This window comes from Andreprevotia sp. IGB-42, assembly GCF_009848685.1.
Taxonomy (GTDB): domain Bacteria; phylum Pseudomonadota; class Gammaproteobacteria; order Burkholderiales; family Chitinibacteraceae; genus Andreprevotia.
Window position 1 is genome coordinate 142,409 of record NZ_WXTX01000010.1, and the last position, 25,160, is coordinate 167,568.

22 protein-coding genes are annotated in these 25,160 nt (G+C 62.2%); 16 read left to right on the plus strand and 6 right to left on the minus strand.

Annotated elements, in window-relative coordinates; genetic code table 11:
- Positions 1–10 precede the first annotated feature (10 nt).
- The 9 genes from IGB42_RS15905 to IGB42_RS15945 all read left to right on the plus strand — a co-directional run bounded on the left by IGB42_RS15905 (position 11) and on the right by IGB42_RS15945 (position 7,346).
- A complete protein-coding gene (locus tag IGB42_RS15905) occupies positions 11–436 on the plus strand; it encodes a VOC family protein (protein WP_159673414.1) in 426 nt (141 codons plus the stop codon).
- A 3-nt stretch (positions 437–439) separates the two neighbouring features.
- Entirely contained in the window at positions 440–949 is a 510-nt protein-coding gene (locus IGB42_RS15910) for a glycine cleavage system protein R (protein WP_159673416.1), read from the plus strand.
- Between the two features lie 110 nt (positions 950–1,059).
- Positions 1,060–2,151, plus strand: a complete 1,092-nt coding sequence (gene ychF / locus IGB42_RS15915) for a redox-regulated ATPase YchF (protein WP_159673418.1) — start codon at positions 1,060–1,062, stop codon at positions 2,149–2,151.
- Between the two features lie 226 nt (positions 2,152–2,377).
- Complete coding sequence (locus IGB42_RS15920; RefSeq protein WP_159673420.1) at positions 2,378–2,800, plus strand: hypothetical protein; 423 nt, start codon at positions 2,378–2,380, stop codon at positions 2,798–2,800.
- Positions 2,801–2,999: 199 nt separating this feature from the next.
- Positions 3,000–3,686: an OmpA family protein gene (locus IGB42_RS15925; protein WP_159673422.1), complete on the plus strand. Its 687-nt coding sequence runs from the start codon at positions 3,000–3,002 to the stop codon at positions 3,684–3,686.
- Positions 3,687–3,850: 164 nt separating this feature from the next.
- Entirely contained in the window at positions 3,851–4,117 is a 267-nt protein-coding gene (locus IGB42_RS15930) for an oxidative damage protection protein (RefSeq protein WP_159673424.1), read from the plus strand.
- Positions 4,118–4,298: 181 nt separating this feature from the next.
- Entirely contained in the window at positions 4,299–6,377 is a 2,079-nt protein-coding gene (gene ppk1 / locus IGB42_RS15935; RefSeq protein WP_159673426.1) for a polyphosphate kinase 1, read from the plus strand.
- Between the two features lie 105 nt (positions 6,378–6,482).
- Positions 6,483–6,944: a histidine phosphatase family protein gene (locus IGB42_RS15940; protein WP_159673428.1), complete on the plus strand. Its 462-nt coding sequence runs from the start codon at positions 6,483–6,485 to the stop codon at positions 6,942–6,944.
- Positions 6,945–7,187: 243 nt separating this feature from the next.
- Complete coding sequence (locus IGB42_RS15945) at positions 7,188–7,346, plus strand: hypothetical protein (protein ID WP_159673430.1); 159 nt, start codon at positions 7,188–7,190, stop codon at positions 7,344–7,346.
- A 71-nt stretch (positions 7,347–7,417) separates the two neighbouring features.
- Here IGB42_RS15945 and IGB42_RS15950 read toward each other — a convergent pair whose 3' ends face one another.
- The 6 genes from IGB42_RS15950 to polA all read right to left on the minus strand — a co-directional run bounded on the left by IGB42_RS15950 (position 7,418) and on the right by polA (position 16,221).
- Entirely contained in the window at positions 7,418–8,647 is a 1,230-nt protein-coding gene (locus IGB42_RS15950; protein ID WP_159673432.1) for a heme biosynthesis HemY N-terminal domain-containing protein, read from the minus strand.
- Positions 8,644–9,669 (minus strand): uroporphyrinogen-III C-methyltransferase, encoded by a 1,026-nt coding sequence (locus IGB42_RS15955; protein WP_159673434.1) that lies wholly within the window; start codon positions 9,667–9,669, stop codon positions 8,644–8,646. Before IGB42_RS15955 ends, IGB42_RS15950 begins: the two co-directional genes overlap by 4 nt.
- Positions 9,666–10,433, minus strand: a complete 768-nt coding sequence (locus IGB42_RS15960; RefSeq protein ID WP_159673436.1) for a uroporphyrinogen-III synthase — start codon at positions 10,431–10,433, stop codon at positions 9,666–9,668. Before IGB42_RS15960 ends, IGB42_RS15955 begins: the two co-directional genes overlap by 4 nt.
- Before the next feature lie 2 nt (positions 10,434–10,435).
- Positions 10,436–11,389, minus strand: a complete 954-nt coding sequence (gene hemC / locus IGB42_RS15965) for a hydroxymethylbilane synthase (RefSeq protein ID WP_159673438.1) — start codon at positions 11,387–11,389, stop codon at positions 10,436–10,438.
- A gap of 123 nt (positions 11,390–11,512) precedes the next feature.
- Positions 11,513–13,288, minus strand: a complete 1,776-nt coding sequence (locus IGB42_RS15970) for a FimV family protein (protein WP_159673440.1) — start codon at positions 13,286–13,288, stop codon at positions 11,513–11,515.
- Between the two features lie 137 nt (positions 13,289–13,425).
- The gene (gene polA, locus IGB42_RS15975; RefSeq protein WP_159673442.1) at positions 13,426–16,221 is read right to left on the minus strand and encodes a DNA polymerase I; all 2,796 of its coding nucleotides are present in this window, start codon (positions 16,219–16,221) and stop codon (positions 13,426–13,428) included.
- A gap of 196 nt (positions 16,222–16,417) precedes the next feature.
- Between polA and IGB42_RS15980 the strand changes: the two genes are divergently transcribed.
- The 7 genes from IGB42_RS15980 to IGB42_RS16010 form a co-directional block, all read left to right on the plus strand.
- Positions 16,418–16,753 (plus strand): DUF2782 domain-containing protein, encoded by a 336-nt coding sequence (locus tag IGB42_RS15980; protein WP_201799962.1) that lies wholly within the window; start codon positions 16,418–16,420, stop codon positions 16,751–16,753.
- A gap of 71 nt (positions 16,754–16,824) precedes the next feature.
- On the plus strand, positions 16,825–17,766 hold the full coding sequence (locus IGB42_RS15985; protein WP_159673446.1) for a homoserine kinase: 942 nt from the start codon (positions 16,825–16,827) through the stop codon (positions 17,764–17,766).
- 63 nt (positions 17,767–17,829) lie between these two features.
- Positions 17,830–19,215 carry an FAD-binding oxidoreductase gene (locus IGB42_RS15990; protein ID WP_159673448.1) on the plus strand — a complete coding sequence of 462 codons (1,386 nt, stop codon included), beginning with the start codon at positions 17,830–17,832 and terminating at the stop codon, positions 19,213–19,215.
- Positions 19,216–19,482: 267 nt separating this feature from the next.
- Positions 19,483–21,630 (plus strand): type I secretion system permease/ATPase, encoded by a 2,148-nt coding sequence (locus IGB42_RS15995; protein ID WP_236822608.1) that lies wholly within the window; start codon positions 19,483–19,485, stop codon positions 21,628–21,630.
- 2 nt (positions 21,631–21,632) lie between these two features.
- Complete coding sequence (locus tag IGB42_RS16000; protein ID WP_159673450.1) at positions 21,633–23,045, plus strand: HlyD family type I secretion periplasmic adaptor subunit; 1,413 nt, start codon at positions 21,633–21,635, stop codon at positions 23,043–23,045.
- Positions 23,042–23,641 carry a response regulator transcription factor gene (locus tag IGB42_RS16005; RefSeq protein ID WP_159673452.1) on the plus strand — a complete coding sequence of 200 codons (600 nt, stop codon included), beginning with the start codon at positions 23,042–23,044 and terminating at the stop codon, positions 23,639–23,641. The genes IGB42_RS16000 and IGB42_RS16005 overlap by 4 nt, the downstream gene beginning before the upstream one ends.
- A gap of 140 nt (positions 23,642–23,781) precedes the next feature.
- Positions 23,782–25,160, plus strand: a 1,379-nt coding sequence (locus IGB42_RS16010) for a retention module-containing protein (RefSeq protein ID WP_236822609.1), incomplete at its 3' end; no start/stop codon positions are given.

A 25,160-nucleotide genomic window follows, 5' to 3' on the forward strand; every position in this document is an offset into this window, starting at 1 on the left:
GGCACCGCACATGCTGCATCACCTGTCGTTCGGCGTGGCCGACCTGGCGCGTTCGGCCGCGTTTTATGATGCGGTGCTGGGCGCGCTCGGTTACCGGCGCGTGTTCGCCAATGAACACGCGGTGGGCTATGGCCTGGTCGACGGGCAGGACCATTTCTGCATCAAGGCCCGTGCGCGCACGCAGGCACCGGGCCGGGGTTTTCATCTGGCGTTTGGCGCCGGCAGCCATGCGCAGGTGGATGCCTTCCATACCTCCGCATTGCTGCACGGCGGGAGCGACAACGGCGCACCGGGGCCAAGGCCGCATTACGGGCCGCACTATTACGCCGCTTTCATCATCGACCCGGACGGCTACGAGATCGAAGCCGTCATCAATCATCCACCATCATCAGATGACGCGCGTGAGCGCGCCGCGCACACGCCATCAGGGGAATAAACCATGACCATCACCACCCTCGTACTCACCGTGCTCGGCAGCGACAAGCCGGGCCTTGTCGATCAACTTGCACAAGCCGTGGCAGACAACAAGGCCAACTGGCTGGAATCCTCGATGAGCCGGCTGGCGGGGCAGTTTGCCGGCATCCTGCGTGTTGAGCTCGATGCCGCGCACCGCGCCGGGCTGGAAGCCTCGCTGGCGGCACTTGCCGATCTGCAGGTGTCGGTGGTGGAAGGTGGCGCCGCCGAGGATTACCCGATCGAGCTGATGCTGTCCGTCACCGCGCATGACCGCATCGGCATCGTGAAGGAAGTGACACAGGTGCTGGCACGGCACGGTGTCAATGTGGACCAGCTCAGCACCGAGGTGGTACCGGCACCGATGTCGAGCGATCCCTTGTTCCAGGCCGGCGCCGTGCTGCGTGCGCGTGCCGGCTTCGATGTGGATGCGCTGCAGCGTGATCTGGAAGCGTTGTCGGATGACCTGTTTGTCGAGTTTGGTCCGGCGGATTGATTGCAGCAGCGCCGGTGCGCCATTGCCGGTTTGGTCGTTACGCTAAGTCACGGTAAAATCATCGTTTTTTCGGGGCAGCCTGTTGCTGCTCCCGCGCACAGGAATACAGCATGAGCCTCAAATGCGGCATCGTTGGCCTGCCCAACGTCGGCAAGTCCACGCTTTTCAACGCCTTGACCAAGGCCGGCATCGAAGCCGCCAACTACCCGTTCTGCACCATCGAGCCCAATGTGGGCATCGTGGAAGTGCCGGATGCACGGCTGCAGCAGCTGGCCGACATCATCAAGCCGCAAAAAATCGTGCCGGCCATCGTCGAGTTCGTCGACATCGCCGGCCTGGTGGCGGGTGCTTCCAAGGGTGAGGGCCTCGGCAACCAGTTCCTGGCCAATATCCGCGAAACCGATGCCATCGTGAACGTGGTGCGCTGCTTCAACGACGACAACATCGTGCACGTGGCCGGCCGTATCGACCCGATCGACGACATTATCGTCATCGGTACCGAACTGGCGCTGGCTGACCTCACCACGGTGGAAAAAGCCGCGCAGCGTGAAGGCAAGAAAGCCAAATCGGGCGACAAGGAAGCGCAGGCACTGATCAAGGTGCTGGAAAAGCTGCTGCCGCACCTGAACGAAGGCAAGCCGGCACGTTCGGCCGGCCTGTCGGACGAAGAAAAGCTGGCCATCAAGGCACTGTGCCTGCTCACCATCAAGCCGGCCATGTACGTGGCCAACGTGGCGGAAGACGGCTTCGACAACAACCCGCTGCTGGACAAGGTGACCGAGCACGCCAAGGCAGAAGGCGCGCCGGTGGTGGCAGTGTGTGCGGCCATCGAATCGGAAATTGCCGAGCTGGACGACGCCGACAAGGCCGAGTTCCTGTCCGAGCTGGGCCAGTCCGAACCGGGCCTGAATCGCCTGATCCGCTCCGCCTATGAGCTGCTTGGCCTGCAGACCTACTTCACCGCCGGCGTGAAGGAAGTGCGCGCCTGGACCATCCACATCGGCGATACCGGCCCGCAAGCTGCCGGGGTGATCCACACCGACTTCGAACGCGGCTTCATCCGCGCGCAAACCATCGGTTTTGATGACTTCATCCAGTACAAGGGCGAACAGGGCGCGAAGGAAGCAGGCAAAATGCGCGCCGAGGGCAAGGATTACGTGGTGAAAGATGGCGATGTGCTGAACTTCCTGTTCAACGTGTGATTCCGTACCGGCCACTGCAAAAACCCCCGTCATCATGCGGGGGTTTTTGTTGGCGGTTCGCGAGTGTGCCGGGCGTGTTGGCCGATGACCGCATGGGCTTGCCCATGGCTGGAGATCGTTGCCATCCCCTACCTGTTGAAACCGGCGCTCAACTTGCTAATCTGTATGGCAATGTGGGCAATGAGCCAGTTCTGCCGCCCATACCATCAACGGCAAAGGAGCCGCCATGCCCGAAATCGATTGCGAAACCGAACACCTGACCATTGAAGACGCCATTGCCTGCTCGCGCCGTGGCCTGGGCCTGACCAAAAGTACCGAGCACCCGCTGGTGGGCCTGAAAGACAACATGATCGCCAACATCGGCCAGATCATCGGTTTCAGCGATTCGGAGGGCACCAAGCGCTGGCGGGTCGATTACGACCCGGTCAAGGGCGCGCATATCAATGAAGAAGATGTGTCGCGCAAAGGCCACCCGCGCAAGGTGTGCCACAAGGTCAAAGGCTGCAGCGAAAATTGGGTGCGCCTGTGGTGGCACAAGTTCACCACTGCCGGGCTGTCGGGCTATGACAATCCGCCGGTCAAGCTCTCGCAGGGGGCGGAAGATATCGTGGCAGTACACCCGCTGATCAAGCAAACGGCCACGCTGTAAACGTCGGGTTTGATGCGCGGTGTGGCAGATGCCCCCAGAGTAATGCTGGCTGCATTGTGCAGGCCAAGTGACGTATTCACGGGGTTGCAGGGCTTGGTGGGGTTTGTTGCGGGCGACACAGGTCTGTTGTGAATTTCTTCGTCGCCGCAGAGGGTGGGCTCACTGATAATCGCCACACAACAACAGATCAGGATTTCCCATGCGCTCGACTCTTATCCGTAAAACCCTGTGCCTGTCGCTGCTGCCGGCCGTGTTCCTCACCGCTTGCGCCACCAACGATACCGGCCAGAAGCGTGATCTGAACAATACCGAACTGGGGGCGATCATCGGTGCGGTGGGTGGTGCGGCGGTCGGTGCGGCGGTCAACCACAAGAACCGCGGCAAGGGTGCGCTGATCGGTGCGGTGGGTGGTGGCCTGGCCGGTGCCGGCGTGGGTTACTACATGGACCAGCAGGCCAAGGATTTGCAGAAGCAGCTGGCGCCGGAGATTGGCCGTGGCGAGATTTCGGTGCAGAAGCGTGCGGATAACTCGCTGGTGGTGAGCATGACGTCCGCCACCGGGTTCGATACCAATTCGGCTGCCATCAAGGGTGGCTATACCACCACGCTGGACAAGATCGCCAAGGTGGTCAACCAGTATGGCAAGACGGCGATCACCGTGATCGGCCATACCGATGACGTGGGCAAGGATGCCTATAACCAGCAGTTGTCCGAGCAGCGTGCGCGTGCGGTTGCCGATTATTTCGTCGGCCGCCAGGTGAACCCGGTGCGCCTGGATTCGTATGGCAAGGGCGAGACCGAGCCGCGTGCCAGCAACAGTACCGAGGCCGGCCGGGCGCTGAACCGCCGGGTGGAGCTGTGGATCATGCCAGTGACGGCCAGCTGATCCGGCACCGCTCAGCCAGCCCGCGCAAGCGGGCTTTTTTCGTCCATGCGGGCCGACGCGCCGACGGGGTACAATATCGGCCTTTGCGTGATGGAGCCGGCAAAATGGGCTTTGTCATACGCATGTAATATTTTTGTCATTTAATTCGTGCTGGAGTGCTTGCGATGAGCCGTACTGTGCAATGTATCAAACTGGGCCGCGAGGCTGAGGGCCTGGATTTCCCGCCGTTGCCGGGTGAAATGGGCAAGAAGCTGTACGACAATGTCTCCAAGGAGGCATGGGCAGCCTGGATCAAGCACCAGACCATGCTGATCAACGAAAACCGCCTCAATCTGGCTGATCCGCGCGCGCGCCAATACTTGCAGCAGCAGCTGGACAACTATTTCTTCGGTGGCGGTGCCGATCAGGTTGCCGGCTACGTACCGCAATAAATTGATTCAGGCCGCCACGTGCGGCCTGTTTTGCAGCATGGTGCTTGCCGGATCGCTGCGGAACGCCGCCCTGAACCACACCACTGCGGGCTTTGCTGCCGGGTATCTACAGCGAACACCGCAGTGCCCTTGCCACCGTTTATGGGTATTCTGAACCCAGTTTCTTGCATCGAGCCCGTTCATGACTTACAAGCCTGCCGATAACCAGCTGATGTTGAACCGTGAACTCGGCCTGTTGGAGTTCAACCGCCGGGTACTGGCGCAGGCTGAAGACGTGAATAACCCGCTGCTGGAACGCCTGAAGTTCCTGTGCATCGTATCGTCCAACCTGGATGAGTTCTTTGAAGTGCGCATGGCATGGCTGAAAGAAAGCATCCGCCAGTTTCCCACCCGCTTATTGCCTGAAGGGCTGACGCCACAGCAGGCGTTCGACCTGATCACCAAGGAGGCGCACGATCTGGTGGAGCGCCAGTACCGCCTGTTGCGCGATACCATGTTCCCGGCACTGGCAGCGGAAGGCGTGCACTTCCTGCGCCGCAGCGTATGGAATGAGCAGCAACGCGCGTGGGTGAAGGATTTCTTCTTCCGTGAGCTGATGCCGGTGCTGACGCCGATCGGGCTGGATCCATCGCACCCGTTTCCGCGCGTGCTGAACAAATCGCTCAATTTCATCGTCGAGCTGGAAGGGCGCGATGCATTCGGCCGCAACTCGGGTATTGCCATCGTGCAGGCGCCGCGTATCCTGCCGCGTTTCGTGAAGATGCCGGCGGAGATCAGCGGTTCGGAAAATGGTTTCGTATTCCTGTCGTCCATCCTGCATGCGCATGTGGACGAGCTGTTTGCCGGCATGAACGCGCTGGGCTGCTACCAGTTCCGCCTGACACGCGATTCCGACCTCAGCGTTGACGACGAGGATGTGAAAGACCTGCGCGCGGCGCTGGAAGGCGAGCTGAGCCAGCGCCCGTTCGGCGATGCGGTGCGCCTGGAGCTGGCCGACAACTGCCCGGTGCATTTGCAGGAGTTCCTGCGTGCCGAGTTCGGCCTGGAAGAGATCGACGTTTACCGCGTCAACGGCCCGGTGAACCTGGTGCGCCTGATGGACGTGCCCGGCCAGGTGGATCGGCCAGACCTGAAATTCGAGCCATATATGCCGGGCATCCCGGTCGAGCTGCGCAAGCAGTCCGATCTGTTCTCGGCGATACGCCATGGCGACATCCTGCTGCACCATCCGTACCAGAGCTTCACGCCCGTGGTGGATTTGCTGCAGCAAGCCGCACGTGATCCGAATGTGGTGGCGGTAAAAATGACCGTCTACCGCACCGGCAGTGAATCGGTGCTGATGGAAGCGCTGCTGGAAGCTGCCAAGCGTGGCAAGGAAGTGACCGTGGTGGTCGAGTTGATGGCGCGCTTCGACGAAGAAGCCAACATCAACTGGGCGGCCAAGCTCGAGCGTGCCGGTGCGCACGTTGTGTATGGTGTATATGGCTACAAGACGCACGCCAAGATGCTGCTGCTGGTGCGGCGCGAGGAAGGCAAGCTGCGCCGTTATGTGCATGTGGGTACCGGCAACTATCACCCGCGCACCACCAATTTCTATACCGATTTTGGCCTGCTGACCGCCAACGAGGAAATCACCAGCGACGTGAATGATGTGTTCATGCAGCTGACCGGTCTGGGCCTGGCCGGGGATCATCACCAGCTGTGGCAGGCGCCGTTCACGCTGCAGCAGAACATCACCAAGTCGATCGACCGGGAAATCGCCATCTCGCGCGCCGGCCGCAAGGCCGTGATCATTGCCAAGATGAATGCGTTGCTCGAACCGACAGTGATCGAGAAGCTGTACGAGGCCAGCCAGGCCGGCGTGACCATCCACCTGATCGTGCGTGGTGTATGCGCATTGCGCCCGGGTATTCCTGGGCTGTCCGAGAACATCCGCGTGCGCTCGATCATCGGCCGCTTCCTCGAGCATCACCGCGTGTTCTATTTCCACGCCGATGGCGAGGAATGCATCTACCTGTCGTCTGCCGACTGGATGGGCCGCAACCTGTTCCGCCGCATCGAAATCGCTTTCCCCATCCTCAGCACCAAGCTCAAGCGCCGTGTGATGCGTGAAAGCATCCGTCCGTACCTGGTGGACAATGCCCAGGCGTGGGAGATGCAGTCGGATGGTCGCTATCGCCGCAAGAGTGCACGTGGCGGCAAGGTACGGTCGGCACAGGGCATGCTGCTCAGCGAGCTGGCTGCCAAGCAACGCTCGTAAACCGACGAATTGCGCTATGCAGCATTGATGGCTTTCTTCTAAGATCCATCATCAGCGCCCGGCTGCAAAGTCGGGCGTTTTCTTTGACTGCCGATAACGACAATTATGGATTTGATACTCTGGCGACACGCCGAAGCAGAAGACGGTCACGATGACCTCGCCCGACCGCTGACCGAGAAAGGCCGCAAGCAGGCGGCCCGCATGGCCCGCTGGCTGGCAGGTCAGCTCAAGGGCGAGCAGGTGCGCGTGATCGCCAGTGGCGCATTGCGCAGCACGCAGACGGCGCAGGCGCTGGGGCATGGTTTCGAAACCGATCTGCGCATCAACCCGGGCGCGCTGACCGCGTCCTATCTGGAAGTGACCGGCTGGCCCCAGGGCGACGGCCGGGTCACCGTACTGGTCGGACACCAGCCGACCATAGGGCGGGTGGCCAGCCTGTTGATGAGCGGGCGCGAAAACGAATGGGCAACGCGCAAGGGCGCCATCTGGTGGATACAGCGCCGCCGGCGCGAACACAAGGTGCTGTATGTGCTCAAAGCCTGCATCGCGCCAGAGCAACTGGACTAAAAGCCGTTACACAACCCTGCCGGGTGCGTTGTGCGGTGCGTGGCCTCACCTGGGGTACGCCTTGTCGTGTCTGCGCTCCCCGGCCGCGCTTTGCCGGCACCGGTTGGCCGTGTTTTGAGAGCGGCTCCGGCTGTGATGGGCCGGCGGTAATATGGACGAGCGTCAATTTGATCTGGCGCAACCGGTCTGTCACACAGGCCGGCTAGAGTGGTGATCCGCACGAATCAGATAGAGGAGCCCGCCATGATCAGAGTCATCCGTACGCGTTCGATGCTGCAAGCTAGGCAGGATTTTTTTGCCCGCAATCGGGATCGCCAGCCATTCTCGTGGATCCGTTTGCCGCAGTCGGCCGCCCGCCCGCCGCAGGCCAAGCTGCGCACCGACACGCAAGGCCACGCCTGATAAAAAAACAGCCTTCATTCGAAGGCTGTTTTTTCATGGGTTGTGACCACATCAATATTGCGGTGAGCCGATCAGTACGGTACGCCCAGCAACGAGGGTGACGTGCTTTCCGGCAACGACAATGCCAGGCTGGCGCGGTAATGCCGGTTGGCTTCCTCGAACTTGTCCAGCCCTTCCAGCATGGCAGCCAGTTCCACATGCGCGACCGCAGTGGCTTTGACCGACAGGCTGGCTTCCAGATACGTTTGCGCCTTGCCCCACAACGCGCGCTTGCGGCACAGGCGGCCCAGCGTCAGCAGCAATGCGTGATCGCGCGGGTGTTGCTGCAGCCAGCGCTCCGCCAGTTGCAACTGGGCGATCTGGTTGTCGCCATCCAGCGTCAGCTGGCCGTACAGGCCGGCCAGTTCGCTGGCCCATTCGTCACCCAGGGCCGCTTCCAGCACTTCACGTGCAATGGCGTCCGCACCTTGCTCGCACAATGCCCTGGCAATGGCGCCTACCAGTTGCGGGCTGCTGCGCTCGTCTGCCGGCAGCTTGTTCCACCAGACTTTGAGTTCCTGCGCGCTCATGGGCTTGCCGGCCAGCATGGTCAGGTGCGCCTGGGTGCGGATGCGCCGCGCCTGATCGGCATCGATGGCATCACTTTTTTCCAGTTGCTCGGCCAGTTTGGCAACCAGATCCGGGCGGTTTTCGCGCTGGCGCAGGCGCAATTCCAGCTTGAGGCCGGCAGTGAGTTTGGGCGAGATCGCTTTGACTTCGTTGAGTGCCAGATCGGCATCGGCGTAGCGCCGTTCGTCCAGGTACAGTTCGGCCATGGTCATTGCCAGTGACAGATGCTGCGGCCCCAACTGTTCGCGCAGCTTGGTGAAGTGTTTGTCGCGGCGGCCGAAATCACGCATCGCATGCGCTGCGCGCGCGGCCAGCAGGCCGTTGACGGCAAACGCCTCCTTGTCCTTGCCCGAGGCGGCAAAGGCGTCTGCAGCCAGCCGCTCGGCGCGCTGGTAGCGGCCTTCGAAGAAGGCGATGCGCGCCTGTCGTTCCAGCTTTACCGACGCCTCACGTGCTTTGTTTTCGCGGTAGCGGCGCACGCGTTGTGGCAGGCTGCCAAGCTCTGCCACCAGGCGGATCAGCAGGTAGAGTGCAGTCACCACAACAATCAGCAGCACCAGGAAGGTATTGAGCGACAGCTCGATCCGCCACGGTGGCAGGAACAGCAGCGCATAACCGGTATTGAATTGCACGAACAGCGTCAGGCCGACCGCCAGTGCAAAGATGCCCGTCAACCACAATGCGATTTTCACGGCTTCACCTTCAGGGCTGCGCTGCGGGCATTGCGCACGGCATTCAGGCTGCTGGAGAGGTCTTGCACGGACGGCGCGATATCGGCTTTCTGCAGTGTCTGCAGCACTTCACGCACGTGTTTGGTCTGAGGTGCCTGCGGATCGAAGTAGCGGCCCAGGTATTGGCCCACCGCGGCAAGGTCGGCGCGATAGATGGGCGGATTGCGCGCAATCACTGCGCTGCGTGCATCCAGCAGGCGCAGCTTCATGTTCTCGCGCAGCAGCAAGGTCTGTTCCGGTGTCAGCAGCACGCTGTCGGCCCGATCCATGCGGCGGATCTGGATCAGTTGCTTGAGCTCACCCCACACTTCGCTCGCGAAGCGTTGCAGCACATTGCCTTCGGTGGGCACCACGCGCTCCGCGCGCGGGTCGCGCTGGTTGTCGATATGCAACGGAATGGCGTCGAGCTCATCGATCAGGCTGTCGAGCCTGGCGGCGATGCCGACCGTATCGACCACCGGCATGGCCTTGAGCGCCTCGAAATCCTGGGAGATCGCCTTGCGCACGTTGATCAGCTCGGGCCGGTTCAGTGACAGCAGCTGGCTATCGAGTGCCGCCAGCGTGGACAGCGCCACATCGCTGCGTCCGGACAGCTGCAGTTGCTGGCTGGCGTAGGTGAGGGCCTGCTCGGCTTCCAGCAGGATGCGCTGGCTGTCCGAACGGGTCACCGAGTCATACATCGCTGACAGGGTAGCCTGCTGGTTCTGCGCTTCTGCCTGCTTTGCGCCCAGCAGGGCCACTTCGCGCTGCAGCGCCTGCAGTTGTTCGTGTGCAGCCTGTTCACGCCCCTGGGCGTGTTGCAACAGCGTGCCTTGCTGTGTATAGGTTTGCCTGAGATCCTTGTTGATCCGGTGCTGCTGCCATGCCAGCGCGCCTGCGGCCGCCAGTGCAACCAGCGACAGGATGAGTGGCAACGACAGCGTTTTGCGTGCCGGTGCGGGCTTGGGGGCAATGGCAGCGGAGAGCGAGGCTTCTAGGGTCATGACTTGGGCGGTTCCGCGAAATGGCTGTCCAGCGTGGCAACGATGCCGGCATCACCGGCCTGGCTGAGGATGACGTTGCGTGCGCCGTGTTGCGTGAGCGCCGCAACGATACGGGGGTGCGGCGCAAAATAGTGCACCGATTGTAGCTGCTCGCGCGTGGTGGCTCCAACCGCTGCGAACAGGTGTTGCGCGGCTTCCGAGCTGCTGATGATGATCGCATCACAGCCTGCGGCAAGCGCAGCGGCAACCCCGGCATCATCCAGCTGCGGTGGCAGCCGGCGATACGCGGGCACGATGGTCAGATTACCGGCCATTGTCGCCAGCCCTTCAACCAGTAGCTCGCGGCCACTTTCGCCCCGGAACAGCACGATGCGCTTGCCGGTAAAGGCGTGCATGGCCGGCTCGGCAAGCAGGCCTTCGCTATCGAAGCGTGTTTCCGGCGAGATCAGGGTGCCGATGCCGCATTCGCGCGCGCGCGCCGCGCTACCCGGCCCCACCACGGCTGCCGGCAGCCAGGCCGGCCATGGCCTTGCCAATGCGGCGAAGACCGCATCGATGGCAGAGGGGCTCACAAATGCCGCCAGATCGAATGCATCCAGCCCTGCCAGCGCGCGTGCCAGCGGCGCGCCATTGGCGGGGGGCGCAATGCGCAGCAGCGGCATGGCCACCGGCAATGCGCCGGCATCCTGCAGCAGCGCATTCAGCGCGGCCGCCTGGCCCGCCGGGCGTGTGACCCAGATATGTTTGCCTGCCAGTGTGCTCACTGTCAGCCAGCCAGTGCCTTGAGGATGGCTCCGGCGCCTTCGGTCATCAGCAAGTCGGCCACGCGGCGGCCCAGCCCATCAGCAGCAGCATGCGTGCCGTTGGCCTCGGCCACCACTGTATGCTCGCCGTTCGGGCTGGCCACCAGGCCACGCAGCCGCAGGAAACCGTCTTCATCTTCGGCAAAAGCGCCTAGCGGAATCTGGCACGAGCCGCCCAGCTGGCGCGACAGCACGCGTTCCGCGGTAACGCAGGCTGCGGTTGCAGGGTGGTTGAACGGCGCCAGCAACTGCAGCAGATCGGCGCGGTCGGCACGGATTTCCAGCCCCAGTGCGCCTTGGCCCGGGGCAGGCAGGCTTTCATCGGTGGAGAGCAGTGCGGCAATGCGGGTGGCAAAGCCCAGGCGCTTGAGGCCTGCCGCCGCGAGGATGATGGCGTCGAACTCGCCGGCGTCGAGCTTGCCCAGCCGGGTGCCGACATTGCCGCGCAGCGGCTTGATCAACAGGTGCGGAAAGCGTGCGCGCAGCTGTGCTTCGCGCCGCAGGCTGGCGGTGCCCACCACGGCGCCTTCCGGTAGCTCGGCCACGCTGGCATAGCGGTTGGAGACGAATGCATCGCGCGGGTCTTCGCGTTCAGTGATGGCGGCAATGGCAAAGCCTTCCGGCAGCACCATGGGCACATCCTTCATCGAATGCACCGCCAGATCGGCGCGGCCATCGGTCAGCGCTTCTTCCAGCTCTTTCACGAACAGACCCTTGCCACCGATCTTGTTGAGGGTTTTGTCGAGGATCTGGTCGCCCTTGGTGGTCATTCCCAGCAGCTCGACCGTGATATGCGGGTAAAGCGCCTGCAGCCTGGCCTGGATATGGTGTGCCTGCCAGAGCGCCAGAGGGCTTTCACGCGTGGCGATAACCAGTTTGCCCGGTTGAGGATGATCGTTTGGCAAGGTGGAGGACATCAGCAGGTTCCGGGCAGCAAAAGCGTGATTTTACCTGCATCTGGCCGGATGACTGGCGCTTACATTGCCAATGCGCGTGCGCGGCCATTGCAGCGGGCATGGTGGCTGGAAACCTTCGCGCGACTAGTATTTTTTCTGCTCGTCAGGAAACGGGGTTTCTGGGTCGAAATCCACCTCGCCCAACAGCGGCGGTTGCGCATACAGCGCGGCATCGTCGTCGCTATCCGTGTCCAGTTCGGCATACGCCATATCGATATGCGCGGTCTGCACATCATCGGTTTCGTCCACTTCATTGCTGCCGAGGAAATCCAGCACCGGTTCGTGCCGGGGATCCGCTATGTCCGGCGGCCTGGCAAGCGGTTTTTCTGCCGGCCGGGCTGCTGCTGCGGCGGCCTGCAATGGCGCAATCATTTCCAGATCGGCATCGCGGGTGCGGGGCAGGGCAGGTTGCCCGGGTGGCTCGGCATACAGCGGGTTTTCCGGATCCAGCCGGTTGCCGATATTGCGGACCAACTCCCAATCCTCTTCACCGGCATGCATGGCCCTGAAGCGCCGCGCCAGGTTGGCATAATCGGTTTTCATGCCCTGATGACGAAAGATGCGGAACAGCAGGAACCAGCGTTCGACGTCTTCGGGCGCCATATCAATGGCATGTTGCAGTTCTTCGATTGCGGCAGTGACTTCGCCATGCACCAGCAACATCTGCGCTCTTTCATCCGCATCGGGCATGGTTTCTTCCACCTCGATCGATCCCGGGCTCAACTGGCTGTTGATGAACGCAGATGCCTGCGCCGGACGGCGATGCATCATGCTGCCGATATCGGCAGAGCGATCCTGCAAGGTATTGGCGTCGAAGCGGGTATCGAAGTCCATGTCGCTGCGGCGTTGCCGCCACCAGAGCACTACACCGGCAATGCCGCCGATGCCCAGCAACGCGAACAGCCACCACTGCCATGGCTGCGCCGCAACCGCTGCAGGTATGGCGGTTGCTGCATGCTCGGCCGCAGGATGACGTTGCAGCGTCACGGCAGGCGCTGCCTGTGTTGCCGGCGGGCTGGCGGGCTGCGCGCCGCCGGTTGCGCCATCGCGGGCATCGAGCCTGTCCGATTGCTGGTGCAGCATTGTCAGTGTGTGCTGCAGATCGGCAATGTCCGCCTCCAGTTTGCCCTGCAGCGATTGCAGCGTGGCAACGCGCTGTTCCAGTTGTGCCGAATATTCCGGTGTGCCGGGCACCGGCTGCGGTGGCGGTTTGGGCATGTCGCCGCCTCCATCGATGTACAGCCGCGTCTGATCGGCAATGCCGGCCAGCAATGTGCTGGGCACCTCTTTGCGCGCAGCGCGCTTGCTGCGCTTTGTGGCGGGAACGGCAAGGGGTGCGATGGCTTCGGCGGGCGGTGGTGCACTGCTTGCGGCGGCGACCGTTTGCGATGTGGAATGCTTGCGTTTTTCCGGTACCGCCTCGTCCGGCCTGATCGGCAGTACATCGGTCGCAGGCTCGCTGGTGATGACCGGCGCAGATTCGCCCACAGGCGCCGGGTCCAGCATCACCAGGTAGCTGCGATCCAGCGCTTGCCGTCCGCAGTTGATGTGCAGCGTAAACGTGCTGGTGGGTTCGCTCTGTGCATCATCGGTCTGCAGCATGATGCTGCCGGCCTGGATACGTGCGGTGATGGGGCCGGGGCCGGGCAGGTCGTCACTGCCGCCGGTGAAGCGCACGCACGATTCATTCAGCGTTTCACCTTCGGCCAGCTGCAGCGGAATCGATGCGCGCAAGCGCTGCCCCACGTAGGAGTGCACCCGCAATTCGCCCACGCCCATCGCTGCCACGCTGCCAGCCAGCAGCGGTGCTGCAAGCAGCGCCAGCGCCCGATAAACCGCGTAGTGCCCGTGTTGCGACATCGCACCCCCAATGACCACGCGCGTTGCCCGTGCTTCAGTGTCAGGATTCGAGTCTAGACAATTTTTCTTTTAATGCCAGCGCATGGTGTTTGTTAGCAAGGTGTCAGGTAGATATTTCACCTTGCCACCGGCGCGGTTCAGTGCGCTTCATCCCAGTTGTTGCCGATGCCGGTTTCCGCCACCAGTGGCACTGCCAGCTCGGCCACTGCAGCCATCTGGCGCGGCAGTTCCTGCACTACAAGGTCCAGCTCCGCTTCCGGTACTTCCAGCACCAGTTCATCGTGCACCTGCAGTACCAGCCGGCTTTGTAAGTTACCTTGTGACAACCAGTTGTCTACTCGCAACATTGCCCGTTTGATCAGGTCCGCTGCGGTGCCCTGCATCGGCGCGTTGATCGCTGCGCGCTCTGCGCCAGCACGCCGGCCGGCATTGCTCGATTTGATTTCCGGCAGCCACAGGCGGCGCCCGAACACCGTTTCCACATAGCCCTGATCGCGCGCCTGCGCACGGGTGCGCTCCATGTAAGCAGCCACGCCGGGGAACTGCGCAAAGTAGCGGTCGATGAAGGTTTTGGCGGCAGAGCGCTCGATCTCCAGCTGCGCTGCCAGACCGAACGCGCTCATGCCATAAATCAGCCCGAAGTTGATGGTCTTGGCATAGCGGCGCTGCTCGGTGCTGACTTCATCCGGCGCCACGCCGAATACTTCGGATGCCGTGGCCTTGTGCACGTCCATGCCCTCGGCGAACGCCTTCAGCAGCGCAACATCGCCGGACAGGTGCGCCATGATGCGCAGCTCGATCTGCGAATAGTCGGCCGATACCAGTTTGTGGCCGGGCGGTGCAATGAAGGCCTCGCGGATCTTGCGGCCTTCGGCGGTGCGGATGGGGATGTTCTGCAGGTTGGGGTCGCTGGACGCCAGGCGCCCGGTGGCTGCTACCGCTTGGCTGAAGTTGGTGTGCACGCGGCCGGTCTGCGCATTCACCATCAGCGGCAGCTTGTCGGTATAGGTGGATTTGAGCTTGGAAAGGCTGCGGTGCTCCAGCAGCACCTTGGGCAGCGGGTAATCCTTGGCCAGCTCGGACAGCACGTCTTCATCGGTGGACGGTGCGCCCTTGGGGGTTTTCTTGATCACCGGCAGGCCCAGGCGCTCGAAGAAGATCTCGCCGATCTGCTTGGGGCTGCCCAGATTGAACGGCTGCCCCGCCAGCTCGTACGCCTTTTGTTCCAGCGCCAGCAGCTTCAGGCCGATGGTGTGACTTTGCGCCTGCAGCCGCTGGCCGTCGATCAGCATGCCGGTACGTTCCATGGTGAACAGCACTTCGCGTACCGGCAGCTCCAGTTCGCGGTACAGCGTTTGCAGCTGCGGCTCCAGCGCCAGCTTGGCGCCCAGCGACTGCGCCAGCCGCAAGGTGATGTCGGCGTCCTCTGCCGCGTATTGCGTGGCGGTATCCACGCCCACTTCGTCAAAGCCGATCTGCTTGGCGCCCTTGCCGGCCACTTCTTCGTACTTGATGGTGGTTTCGCCCAGCTCGCGCAGCGCCAGGTCATCCATGTTGTGACGTTCGTGGCTGGCCAGCACGTAGCTCATGAGCAATGTATCGTCGGCAATGCCCCGCAGCGCGATGCCATGGTTGGCAAACACGTGCTGGTCATACTTGAGGTTCTGGCCGAGCTTCTTGTGCGTGGTTGATTCCAGCCACGGCCGCAGTTTTTCCAGTGTGGCATCGAAAGGCAGCTGCTCCGGCGCCTCGGTGCCGCGGTGCGCCAATGGCAGGTAGGCTGCGGTGCCGCCTTTCACGCTGAACGAGATGCCCACCAGCCGCGCGGTCAATGGGTCGAGACTGGTGGTTTCGGTATCCAGCGCGGTGATGGCGGCAGCATCGAGCCTGGTCAGCCAGGCATCGAGCTGTGCATCGCTGAGGATGGCTTCGTAGTGACGTTCGATCACCGCAGGCGGAATCACCGCTACCGCTATTTCCACGCCAACCACTTCAGGTGCGGCGGCTTCGCCGAACAGATCGCTGGTGCCGCCTTGCGTGACCACGGTTTCGGTGACGACCACTGCCCCGGCCAGTTTCGTTTCCGCCTCGCGCTGCCAGCTGCGGAAGTTGTAGCGGCGGAACATCTCCAGCAGGGTGGCCCAGTCTTCCTTGCGCGGCAGCAGGTCGGCCGGGCCTTGTGGCAGCTCCGCTTCCAGCGGCACGTCGCAGCGGATGGTAACCAGCTCGCGCGCGGTAGGCAGCCAGCCCAGCGTATCGCGCAGGTTCTGCCCCACCACGCCGCCGATCTTGTCGGCATTGGCCATCAAGTTGTCGAGGTTGTCGTACTCCGCCAGCCATTTGGCGGCGGTCTTGTCGCCACACTTGGGCACGCCCGGCACGTTGTCGACCGCATCACCCTTGAGCGCCAGGAAATCGACGATCTGATCCGGCCGCACGCCGAATTTGGCGAATACACCGGCTTCGTCCAGCACTTCCTCGGTCATGCTGTTTTCGATGCGCACATAGTTGTTCACCAGTTGCGCCATGTCCTTGTCGCCGGTGGACAGGATCACTTCCCAGCCCATTTCTCCGGCGGTGCGGGCCAGCGTGCCGATCACGTCGTCGGCCTCCACGCCATCGATGCACAGCATGGGAATGCCGAACGCGGCCACGGCCTTGTGGATGGGTTCCACCTGCACACGCAGCTCGTCCGGCATCGACGGCCGGTTGGCCTTGTATTCGGGGTAGATATCATCGCGGAAGGTCTTGCCCTTGGCATCCCAGATGCAGGCGATATGATCGGCCGGCGTGGTGCTGCGCAGCTTCTTGAGCATGTTGATCACGCCGTACAGCGCATTGGTGGGGGTGCCATCGGGGGCGGACAGCTCGCGTATGGCGTGGAATGCGCGGTACAGATAGGACGAGCCGTCGATCAGAAGCAGCGTGGGCATGGCAATTCCAGGGGGCGGGGCAGGGGCAGGACGCCATTATCCGACACTTTGGCGCACAGGGCATGAGGGGCTGGTTTAGCCGCTGCTATACTTGTGAAAAAGCCCGGCCCTTTGTTGGCGGCCAGGATTGTGCAGTACAAGGTGCACGGCCGGCAGGCCGCGTGAGATGCAGTCTGATTTTGTAGAAAGGGAAACCATGAAGACCCGCCTTATTGCACCGACCCTTATCGCGCTGGGCCTGCTGGCTGGCGCCGTGCTGGCCGCCGACAACAAGCTTGAAGCGCCACCCCCGTTGCCTTCCGATCAGGAAGTGTCGAACGTGCCTGAACCGGAGGTGCGCATCATCGAAAAAAGCGATGCCACCGTGGCCGAATACCGGCTCAAGGGCAAGCTGTATAAGGTGAAGGTCACTCCTAAGGTGGGGTTGCCCTATTACCTAATCGACAATGAAGGCAAGGGCAGCTTTACCCGCACCGAGGATATGGGCGATCCGGAGCTTTCGGTGCCGCAATGGGTATTGTTCGAGTTCTGAGCCGCTTTGCATTTGCTGCGGCGTGATCGCCGCTTTCCAACCATTCCAGCCTGACCCAGCCGAGTTTTCGCATGTCCGTTTTTACCACCGTTACGCCGGAAGATCTGGCGCCCTTTCTGAAGCGCTATGCGATCGGTTCGCTGCTTGAGCTCAAGGGCATCGCCGCCGGCATCACCAATACCAACTACTTCGTCACCACCACGCACGGCCGCTACGTACTGACGTTGTTTGAAACGCTGCATGCCGACGAGTTGCCGTTCTATGTGAACCTGCTGGCCCACCTGGCACACCATGGCATCGCCAGCGCAGCGCCCATCGCCAACTTTGCCGATGACTACATCGATACGCTCAATGGCCGCCCCACCTTGCTGGTGAACTGCCTGCCGGGTGCGGTGATCGACAGCCCGAACGCCGCGCAGGCGGCACAGGTGGGCGAGATGCTGGCGCAGATGCATCTGGCTGCGCAAAGCTATGCTGGCCGCATGGCCAACCCGCGTGACCTCGCGTGGTGGACCGATACCGCCGAGCAGGTCTACGCGCAGATGCCGGTGGCGGATGCCACGCTGCTGCGCGAACAACTGGCGCTGCAGGCGCGCACCAGCTATGCCGATTTGCCGCACGGCATCGTGCATGCCGACCTGTTCCGCGACAACGTGTTGATTGATGGCGACAAGGTTGGCGGCTTCATCGATTTCTATTACGCATGCAACGATGCTTTCCTGTACGACGTGGCGATCACGCTGAATGACTGGTGTGTGACCGATGACGGCGATATCGATGCCGCGCGCGCGCGGGCCTTCCTTGCCGCTTACCAGGGCGTGCGCGCTTTCACGCCGGAAGAAGTGGTCGCGTGGCCACTGATGCTGCGTGGTGCGGCCATCCGTTTCTGGACATCGCGGCTGTACGATTTCTACAAGCCGGCCACCGGCGAGCTGACGTTTGCCAAGGATCCGGGCCATTTCCAGCGTGTGCTGAGCAAGCATCTGGTGCGCCAGGATTTCTGGCTGGCCTGAACCGGGCCGATCGAACATTGAATGAGCGGGCGCCGGCCCGGATACCCTACTGGAAAACCACCGATGAACAGCCTGGATGCACTGCGTGACCTGCTGGGGGCGGATGCCGTCCTGACCGGCGTTGCCGCTGAACCTTATCTGCTGGATCAGCGCAAACGCTATCGCGGCAAGGCACTGGCAGTGGTGCAGCCAGCCAGCACCGAAGCGGTCTCTGCACTGCTGCAGTGGTGCAGCCGGACGCGCACGCCAGTGGTCCCGCAAGGCGGTAATACCAGCCTGTGCGGCGCGGCCACGCCGGATGACAGCGCCACGGCCATCGTGGTGTCGCTGGCGCGGATGAACCGCGTACTCGAAGTGGACGCCGGCAACAACACCATCACCGTCGAGGCCGGCTGCACATTGGCTGACGCGCGCGCAGCCGCGGCCAGCGCCGGCCGCCTGCTGGCCGCGCACTGGGCGGTGGACAGCAAGGTGCGCATCGGCGGTGCTTTGGGCACCAATGCCGGTGGCCTCAATGTGCTGCATTACGGCAATACGCGTGAGCTCACGCTGGGGCTGGAAGCAGTATTGCCGGACGGCCGTGTGCTGGGGGCATTGCGCGGCCTGCGCAAAGACAATAGCGGTTATGACCTGAAGCAGCTGTTCATCGGGTCCGAGGGCACGCTGGGCATCATCACCCGCGCGGTGTTCCGCCTGGATACCCGCCCCACCGCAGTGACTACCGCGCTGGTGCCGGTCATTGATGCGCAGGGCGCCATCGACCTGTTGCGCAATCTGCAGACCGCCGCCGGCGATCGCATCACCTCGTTCGAGCTGATTTCGCGCCGCTGCTGGGAGCTGATTGCCGAGCACTGCCCGGAGCTTCCGGCACCATTTGCCAGCCTGCCCGAATGGTGCGTGTTGCTGGAGCTGTCCGATACCGGCATGGCAGAAGCGCTACGCGAGCGGTTGACTGCGGCGCTGCAGTCGCTGGGCCTGGGCGCGCTGGCGCGCGTGGCGCAGACTGCGGAGGAAGGTGCTGCATTCTGGGCATGGCGCGAGGCCATCCCGGAGGCGCAGAAGCGCCGCGGGGTGTCCATCAAGCACGATATCGCCGTGCCCATCTCGGCCATTCCGGCGTTCCTGATCGAAGCCGAAGCCGCGCTCAAAGCGCTCCATGCTGACGCCGACATCATCGCATTCGGTCACGTGGGCGATGGCAACCTGCACTACAACTTGTTCCGCGATGACGTGAGCGATGCCGCGTACGCGGTAGAGCCTGCGGTGAATGCAGCGGTATACGAAGTAGTGGCGCGTTACCACGGTACCATCAGTGCCGAGCATGGCATCGGCCAGCTCAAGCGCGAGCTGCTGCCGCAATTCCGTTCAGCAACGGAGATGGATCTGATGCGGGCAATCAAGCATGGCTTCGATCCATTGGGCATCATGAATCCGGGTAAAATTTTGTAAGATAAATACTGATCGCAATGTCGGCGATGTTGCGGCCGCATCGCCGGCTTATGATTTTTGCTGGGCATTCCAGTCATTCTGGTCTATGCCTTGCCGTAAGTCGGTTGACGTAGACAGCGGGTGTTAAGAATCGTCATTTCCTGAATTCGGTTGTCATCACCGCGCCGGCTGAATATGCTGCGAATATCCGTGCCAGAAGCTAAGGTTTGCTTGCTGGCATGCACCGGGCCTGATCGCACGATTTTCTAACCTTATGGACGCTGTGACGTGACGCAATCCGCCGACTGGACCGGCAATCCCCATCATCTGCATGCCGACCCGTTGCTCGACTGCCTGTCCGAGCTGACACGCATTTATGGCCGGCCCGCTACCGCGCAGGCGTTGGCTGCCGGCTTGCCACTGGTGGACAACAAGCTCACGCCCTCGCTGCTGCCCCGTGCAGCAGCCCGTGCAGGTCTGTCTGCGCGGCTGGTGCGCAGGCGCCTGGATGAACTGAGTTACCGCAGCTTGCCTGCCATCCTGCTGCTCAATGACCAACAGGCCTGTTTGTTGCTGGAATGGTTACCGGATGGCCGTGCGCGTGTGCGCTGGCCGGATGCGGGCGAGTCTGGCGAGGTGGTCAGTTTCGAGACACTGGCGCTGCAGTACAGTGGCGTGGTGATTTTTGTGCGGCCGCGTTTCCGCTTCGAGGCGCGCGCGCCCGAATTCGGCAAGGTACGCAGCAAGCACTGGTTCTGGGGTGTGGTATTCGCCAACTGGCGCATGTACCGCGATGCGCTGCTGGCGGCATTGCTGATCAACATCTTCGCGCTGACGCTGCCGTTGTTCTCGATGAATGTGTACGACCGCGTGGTGCCGAACCACGCGCAGGAAACACTGTGGGTGCTGGCGATCGGCGCGTTGCTGGTGCTGGGATTCGACTTTGCGCTGCGCACGGTGCGCAGCCATATCATCGATGTGGCGTCCAAGCGTATCGATATCACCTTGTCGGCGTTGATTATGGAGCGCGTGCTGGGCATCAGGATGGCCAGCCGACCGTCGTCGGTCGGCTCTTTCGTGGCCAACCTGCGCAGCTTCGAATCGGTACGCGATTTCATTGCGTCGGCATCGATCACCACCATCATCGATCTGCCATTCGTATTCGTGTTCCTGCTGGTACTGGTGTGGTTGTCGCCGTGGCTGATCCTGCCGCCGCTGGCCGGCATGCTGCTGGTCGTGGGTTGCAGCTGGATCACCCAGGGCAAGATGCACGAGCTGGTGGAAGCCACGCAACGCGCCACTGCGCAGCGCAACGCTACGCTGGTGGAAAGCGTGGCAGGTATCGAAACGGTGAAGGTGCTGGAAGCGAGCACCGGTTTCCAGCGCAAGTGGGAAGAAGCCACGCTGTTCATCGCGCAGATGGGTACACGCATCAAATTGCTGTCTGCTGGCACGGTGAACTTTGCCAATACCATCACGCAGTGGGTCAATATTGTCACGGTGATTGCGGGGGTTTACCTGCTGATCGACAACCAGCTGTCGATGGGCGGCATCATTGCCGCGTCGATGCTGTCCAGCCGCATCATGGCGCCATTTGGCCAGGTCGCGGGTTTGCTGATGCAATTCCAGAACGCCCGTACTGCGCTCTCCAGCATCGAGTCGTACATGAATCTGCCGGTGGAGCGCCCGGACGGCACCAAGTTCCTGCATCGCACGCAGTTCCAGGGCGAGATCGAATTCAAGCATGTGTCGTTCTCGTACGGTGGCCAGCCGGTACTCAAGGATGTGTCGTTCAAGATTGCCGCCGGAGAGAAGGTCGGCGTGATCGGCCGTATCGGCTCGGGCAAGAGCACGCTGGAAAAGCTCATCCTCGGCCTGTATCAGCCCGATGAGGGGGCGGTATTGATTGATGGCGTGGATACGCGCCAGATGGACCCGACCGACCTGCGCCGTGCCATCGGCTATGTGCCACAGGACCCGATCCTGTTTTATGGCAGCCTGCGCGACAACATCGTGATGGGGGCGCCGTTTGCCGATGATGCGATGGTGCTGGCTGCTGCCGACAACGCGGGCGTGCGTGAGTTTGCCGATGTGCATCCGCATGGGTTCGACATGTTGATCGGCGAGCGGGGTGAATCGCTATCGGGTGGCCAGCGTCAGACCGTGGCGATCGCGCGTGCGCTGCTCAACGACCCGGTGCTGCTGCTGCTCGACGAGCCTACCAGTTCGATGGATCACATGTCCGAAGAGCGGCTCAAGACCCGTTTGCGCAGCTTCATTGCCAGCAAGACGCTGTTCCTGGTGACACATCGTACATCGATGCTGGATCTGGTAGACCGCCTGATCGTGCTTGATGACGGTACCGTGGTGGCGGATGGCCCCAAAGCGGTCGTCGTCGAGGCCCTGCAGCAGGGCCGCGTTGGCCGGAGGGCATGAGCATGAACGCACCGCAAAAGAAGCAGGTCAGGCGTTCGTGGTGGCAGCGCTTGCGCCACCAGGGTAGCCGCACCGTCGACAAGCTGATGCAGGATGGTGACAACCGTCATGGCACGCATTCACGCGATTTCATCGGCGATGCCGACTGGGCGATTGCCGAGCACAACCCGCGCGGCTCGCGCCTGCTGGTGTGGCTGTCCGCGCTGGCACTGCTGTGCCTGATCATCTGGGCAGCGCTGTCGCCCATCGATGAAGTGGCACGCGGCGAAGGCAAGGTCATCCCGTCACGCCAGGTGCAGATCGTGCAGAGCCTGGATGGTGGTATCGTGGAGAAAATCCTCGTCCGCGAAGGGCAACTGGTCGAGAAAGGCCAGATGCTGATCAAAATCGACCCGACGCGCTTCGTGTCGTCGCTGAAGGAAAACCGCGCGCAATACCTGTCGTTGAAGGCCAAGGCTGCGCAGCTCGATGCCATTGCCAGCGGCAAGGCCTTCGTTCCGCCGCCGGATGTGATGGCCGAGGCGCCAGAACTGGTGACGCAGGAGCAATCGCTGTATTTGTCCAAGCGCGCAGAGCTGGAGGCAGGCATGGGCGTGGCACGGCAGCAGCTGGCGCAGCGTAGCCAGGAAATGAACGAAGTGCGCGCACGGCGTGATCAGGCATCGCAAAGCCTGGATCTGACGGTGCGCGAGCTGGACGCCACGCGGCCGCTGCTGAAAAGCGGGGCGGTATCGGATGTGGACATCCTGCGGCTGGAGCGTGATGTGGCGCGTTTCCGTGGCGAGCGGGATGCCGCCAATGCGCAGTTGCCGCGCATCCAGTCATCAATGGCCGAAGCCAGCTCCAAGATCAACGAGGTGGATCTGACCTTCCGCAACCAGGCCAAGGCAGAGCTATCGGAAACCCTGGGCAAGCTGGGCAGCCTGACCGAGGGTAGCGTGGGCCTGCAGGATAGGGTGAAGCAGTCGGATATCCGCTCGCCGGTGCGCGGCACCGTCAAGACCTTGCTATTCAACACCGTGGGCGGCGTGGTGCAGCCGGGCAAGGACGTGATCGAAATCGTGCCGTCGGATGATGCGCTGTTGCTGGAGGCGCGCGTGGCGCCACGTGATATCGCCTTCCTGCGCCCGGGGCAGAAAGCGCTGGTGAAGTTCACTGCGTATGACTTTGCCACCTATGGCGGACTCGAAGCAAAGCTGGAACACATTTCGGCAGACACCGTGACCGACGAGAAAGGCAATGCCTTTTTCCTGGTGCGGGTGCGGACCAATTCTTCGTTCATCGGCGACAAGAAACTACCGATCATCCCCGGCATGGTCGCCGAGGTGGATATCCTTACCGGCAAGCGGTCTATTCTGGCTTACCTGCTCAAGCCGGTGCTGCGTGCCAAAGCCAATGCAATGACTGAACGATGAATCATCCACCGCTTACCTTGATCACCGCAGATCCGGTGCTTGCCGAGCATTGGCGCAGCGCTGCCGCCGGGTTTACCGTGCAACTGGGGCGCGAGCTGGACGAAGCCGGGCCGCTGGTCCTGGTCGACCTGGCTGCACCCGGCCTGCCCGGTCTTGCCGATGCCCGCTGGCATGCCTGGACAGCGATGCGGCTGGTGATCATGGCCAGCAGCCTGCCCAGTGATCTGGAAAACCTGCATGCGTTGCAGGCGGGCGCGCGCGGCTATGGCCATGCCTACGCGCCTTGTGAATTCTGGATGCAGGTGCTGGATGTGGTGGCCAAGGGTGGGGCGTGGATCGGTCCGCTGGTAATGCAGCGCCTGATCCAGACGCTGACACGCAATGATATGCATGAAGCGCATGATTGGCAGGCCAAAGTGACCGAGCGCGAAGCCGAAGTGGCGCGTCTGGTGGCGGGCGGGGCCTCGAACAAGGAGATTGCCCGTGCGCTGGATATCACCGAGCGTACCGTCAAGGCACACCTGACAGTTCTTTTCAGCAAGCTGCATGTTGCGGACCGGCTGCAACTGGCGCTGCGTGTGAAGGGAATGCACTGAGCTGGCGCGTTGAAATGTGTTGGTAATCAAGCAAATTGGTCAGAAATGCCGAGGTCATGCTGTACTTTGGTACAGTAGATTGATGTTGTCAGTTAACTTATCTTCAGGGTTCCCTAACATAGGTCCTAGAGGATTTTCTGATGGCTCAAATCGCTGCGCACGCCACGCTTGTTTCGGTCAATGGTCAGGCATATCTGCGTGATGCGACCGGCAAGCTGACCCCGCTCCGCCAGGGTCAGGAAATCCAGGAAAACGAAGTGCTGGTAACCACCGCCAATGGCGAAGTGGTGCTGCTGCTGCCTAACGGCGAAGTGCAGACCATTGGCCCGGACCGCTCGGTGCTGGTCGATGCGCAATTCCTGGCGGTCGAACCACACAGCGCTACCGACGCAGCGCTGAGCGCGGCATCGACCGATACCGCCGCAGTGAACGCGGTGATCGCACAGGGTGGCGATCTGTCGCAAGAGCTGGAAGCCACGGCTGCCGGCTTGGGCGGTGGTGCAGGCGCTGGTGATGACACCCACTCCTTCATCCGCCTGGCGCGCATCAGCGAGGACGTCACCCCGACCAATATCGGCGGCCCGGCTGCGACCAGCCAACCGGAATTCCAGAACACTACATTCGGTGATGGTACGCCGGCGCAAACTGCGGAAGCAGGCAGCACTGCCGTGCCCAATCGCCCCCCGGTTCTGGTGGACAACAATGGCGCGCCGCTGGGCGCGACACAGTCTGCGTCCACCCCGGAAGATACCCCTGTCAGTGGCCGGCTTGCCGCTACCGATGCAGATGGCGATGCACTGACCTTCGATAAGGCCAGCGACCCGGCCCATGGCACTGTGACCGTTGATGCCAACGGCAACTGGACCTACACCCCGGCCAGCAATTATAACGGCGAGGACAGCTTCACCGTCACCGTCAGCGATGGCAAGGGCGGTACCGATACCGTCATCGTCAATGTGGGTGTTACCCCCGTCAACGATGTACCGGTGCTGGTCGACGGCAATGGCAACCCGCAAGGCAACAGCCAGTCTGTCACCACGCCGGAAGATACCCCTGTCAGCGGCGCATTGGCCGCGACTGATGCGGATGGCGATGCACTGACCTTCAGCAAGGCCACAGATCCGGCACATGGCAGCGTGACCGTCGATGCCAACGGTGGCTGGACCTACACGCCCGCCAAGGATTACAACGGCAACGACAGCTTCACCGTCACCGTCAGCGATGGCAAGGGCGGTACCGATACCATTACCGTCAATGTGGGTGTCACCCCGGTCAACGATGCGCCGGTTGGCGCCGATCGTGCGGTGACCACGCTGGAAGATACCCCGGTCAGCGGCGTGCTGACTGCCACCGATGCCGATGGCGATGCACTGACCTTCACCAAGGGTACTGATCCGGCACACGGCACCGTCACTGTCGGCGCCAATGGCAACTGGACCTACACCCCGGCCAGCAATTACAACGGCAACGATAGCTTTACCGTCACCGTCAGCGATGGCAAGGGTGGCACCGATACCGT

Bases quoted from the DNA above. Each gene is read 5' to 3' on its own strand.
- IGB42_RS15905 (WP_159673414.1), top strand. From the start codon at position 11: ATGCTGCATCACCTGTCGTTCGGCGTGGCCGACCTGGCGCGTTCGGCC.
- IGB42_RS15910 (WP_159673416.1), top strand. From the start codon at position 440: ATGACCATCACCACCCTCGTACTCACCGTGCTCGGCAGCGACAAGCCG.
- ychF (WP_159673418.1), top strand. From the start codon at position 1,060: ATGAGCCTCAAATGCGGCATCGTTGGCCTGCCCAACGTCGGCAAGTCC.
- IGB42_RS15920 (WP_159673420.1), top strand. From the start codon at position 2,378: ATGCCCGAAATCGATTGCGAAACCGAACACCTGACCATTGAAGACGCC.
- IGB42_RS15925 (WP_159673422.1), top strand. From the start codon at position 3,000: ATGCGCTCGACTCTTATCCGTAAAACCCTGTGCCTGTCGCTGCTGCCG.
- IGB42_RS15930 (WP_159673424.1), top strand. From the start codon at position 3,851: ATGAGCCGTACTGTGCAATGTATCAAACTGGGCCGCGAGGCTGAGGGC.
- ppk1 (WP_159673426.1), top strand. From the start codon at position 4,299: ATGACTTACAAGCCTGCCGATAACCAGCTGATGTTGAACCGTGAACTC.
- IGB42_RS15940 (WP_159673428.1), top strand. From the start codon at position 6,483: ATGGATTTGATACTCTGGCGACACGCCGAAGCAGAAGACGGTCACGAT.
- IGB42_RS15945 (WP_159673430.1), top strand. From the start codon at position 7,188: ATGATCAGAGTCATCCGTACGCGTTCGATGCTGCAAGCTAGGCAGGAT.
- IGB42_RS15955 (WP_159673434.1), bottom strand. From the start codon at position 9,669: ATGACCCTAGAAGCCTCGCTCTCCGCTGCCATTGCCCCCAAGCCCGCA.
- hemC (WP_159673438.1), bottom strand. From the start codon at position 11,389: ATGTCCTCCACCTTGCCAAACGATCATCCTCAACCGGGCAAACTGGTT.
- IGB42_RS15970 (WP_159673440.1), bottom strand. From the start codon at position 13,288: ATGTCGCAACACGGGCACTACGCGGTTTATCGGGCGCTGGCGCTGCTT.
- polA (WP_159673442.1), bottom strand. From the start codon at position 16,221: ATGCCCACGCTGCTTCTGATCGACGGCTCGTCCTATCTGTACCGCGCA.
- IGB42_RS15980 (WP_201799962.1), top strand. From the start codon at position 16,418: ATGAAGACCCGCCTTATTGCACCGACCCTTATCGCGCTGGGCCTGCTG.
- IGB42_RS15985 (WP_159673446.1), top strand. From the start codon at position 16,825: ATGTCCGTTTTTACCACCGTTACGCCGGAAGATCTGGCGCCCTTTCTG.
- IGB42_RS15990 (WP_159673448.1), top strand. From the start codon at position 17,830: ATGAACAGCCTGGATGCACTGCGTGACCTGCTGGGGGCGGATGCCGTC.
- IGB42_RS16000 (WP_159673450.1), top strand. From the start codon at position 21,633: ATGAACGCACCGCAAAAGAAGCAGGTCAGGCGTTCGTGGTGGCAGCGC.
- IGB42_RS16005 (WP_159673452.1), top strand. From the start codon at position 23,042: ATGAATCATCCACCGCTTACCTTGATCACCGCAGATCCGGTGCTTGCC.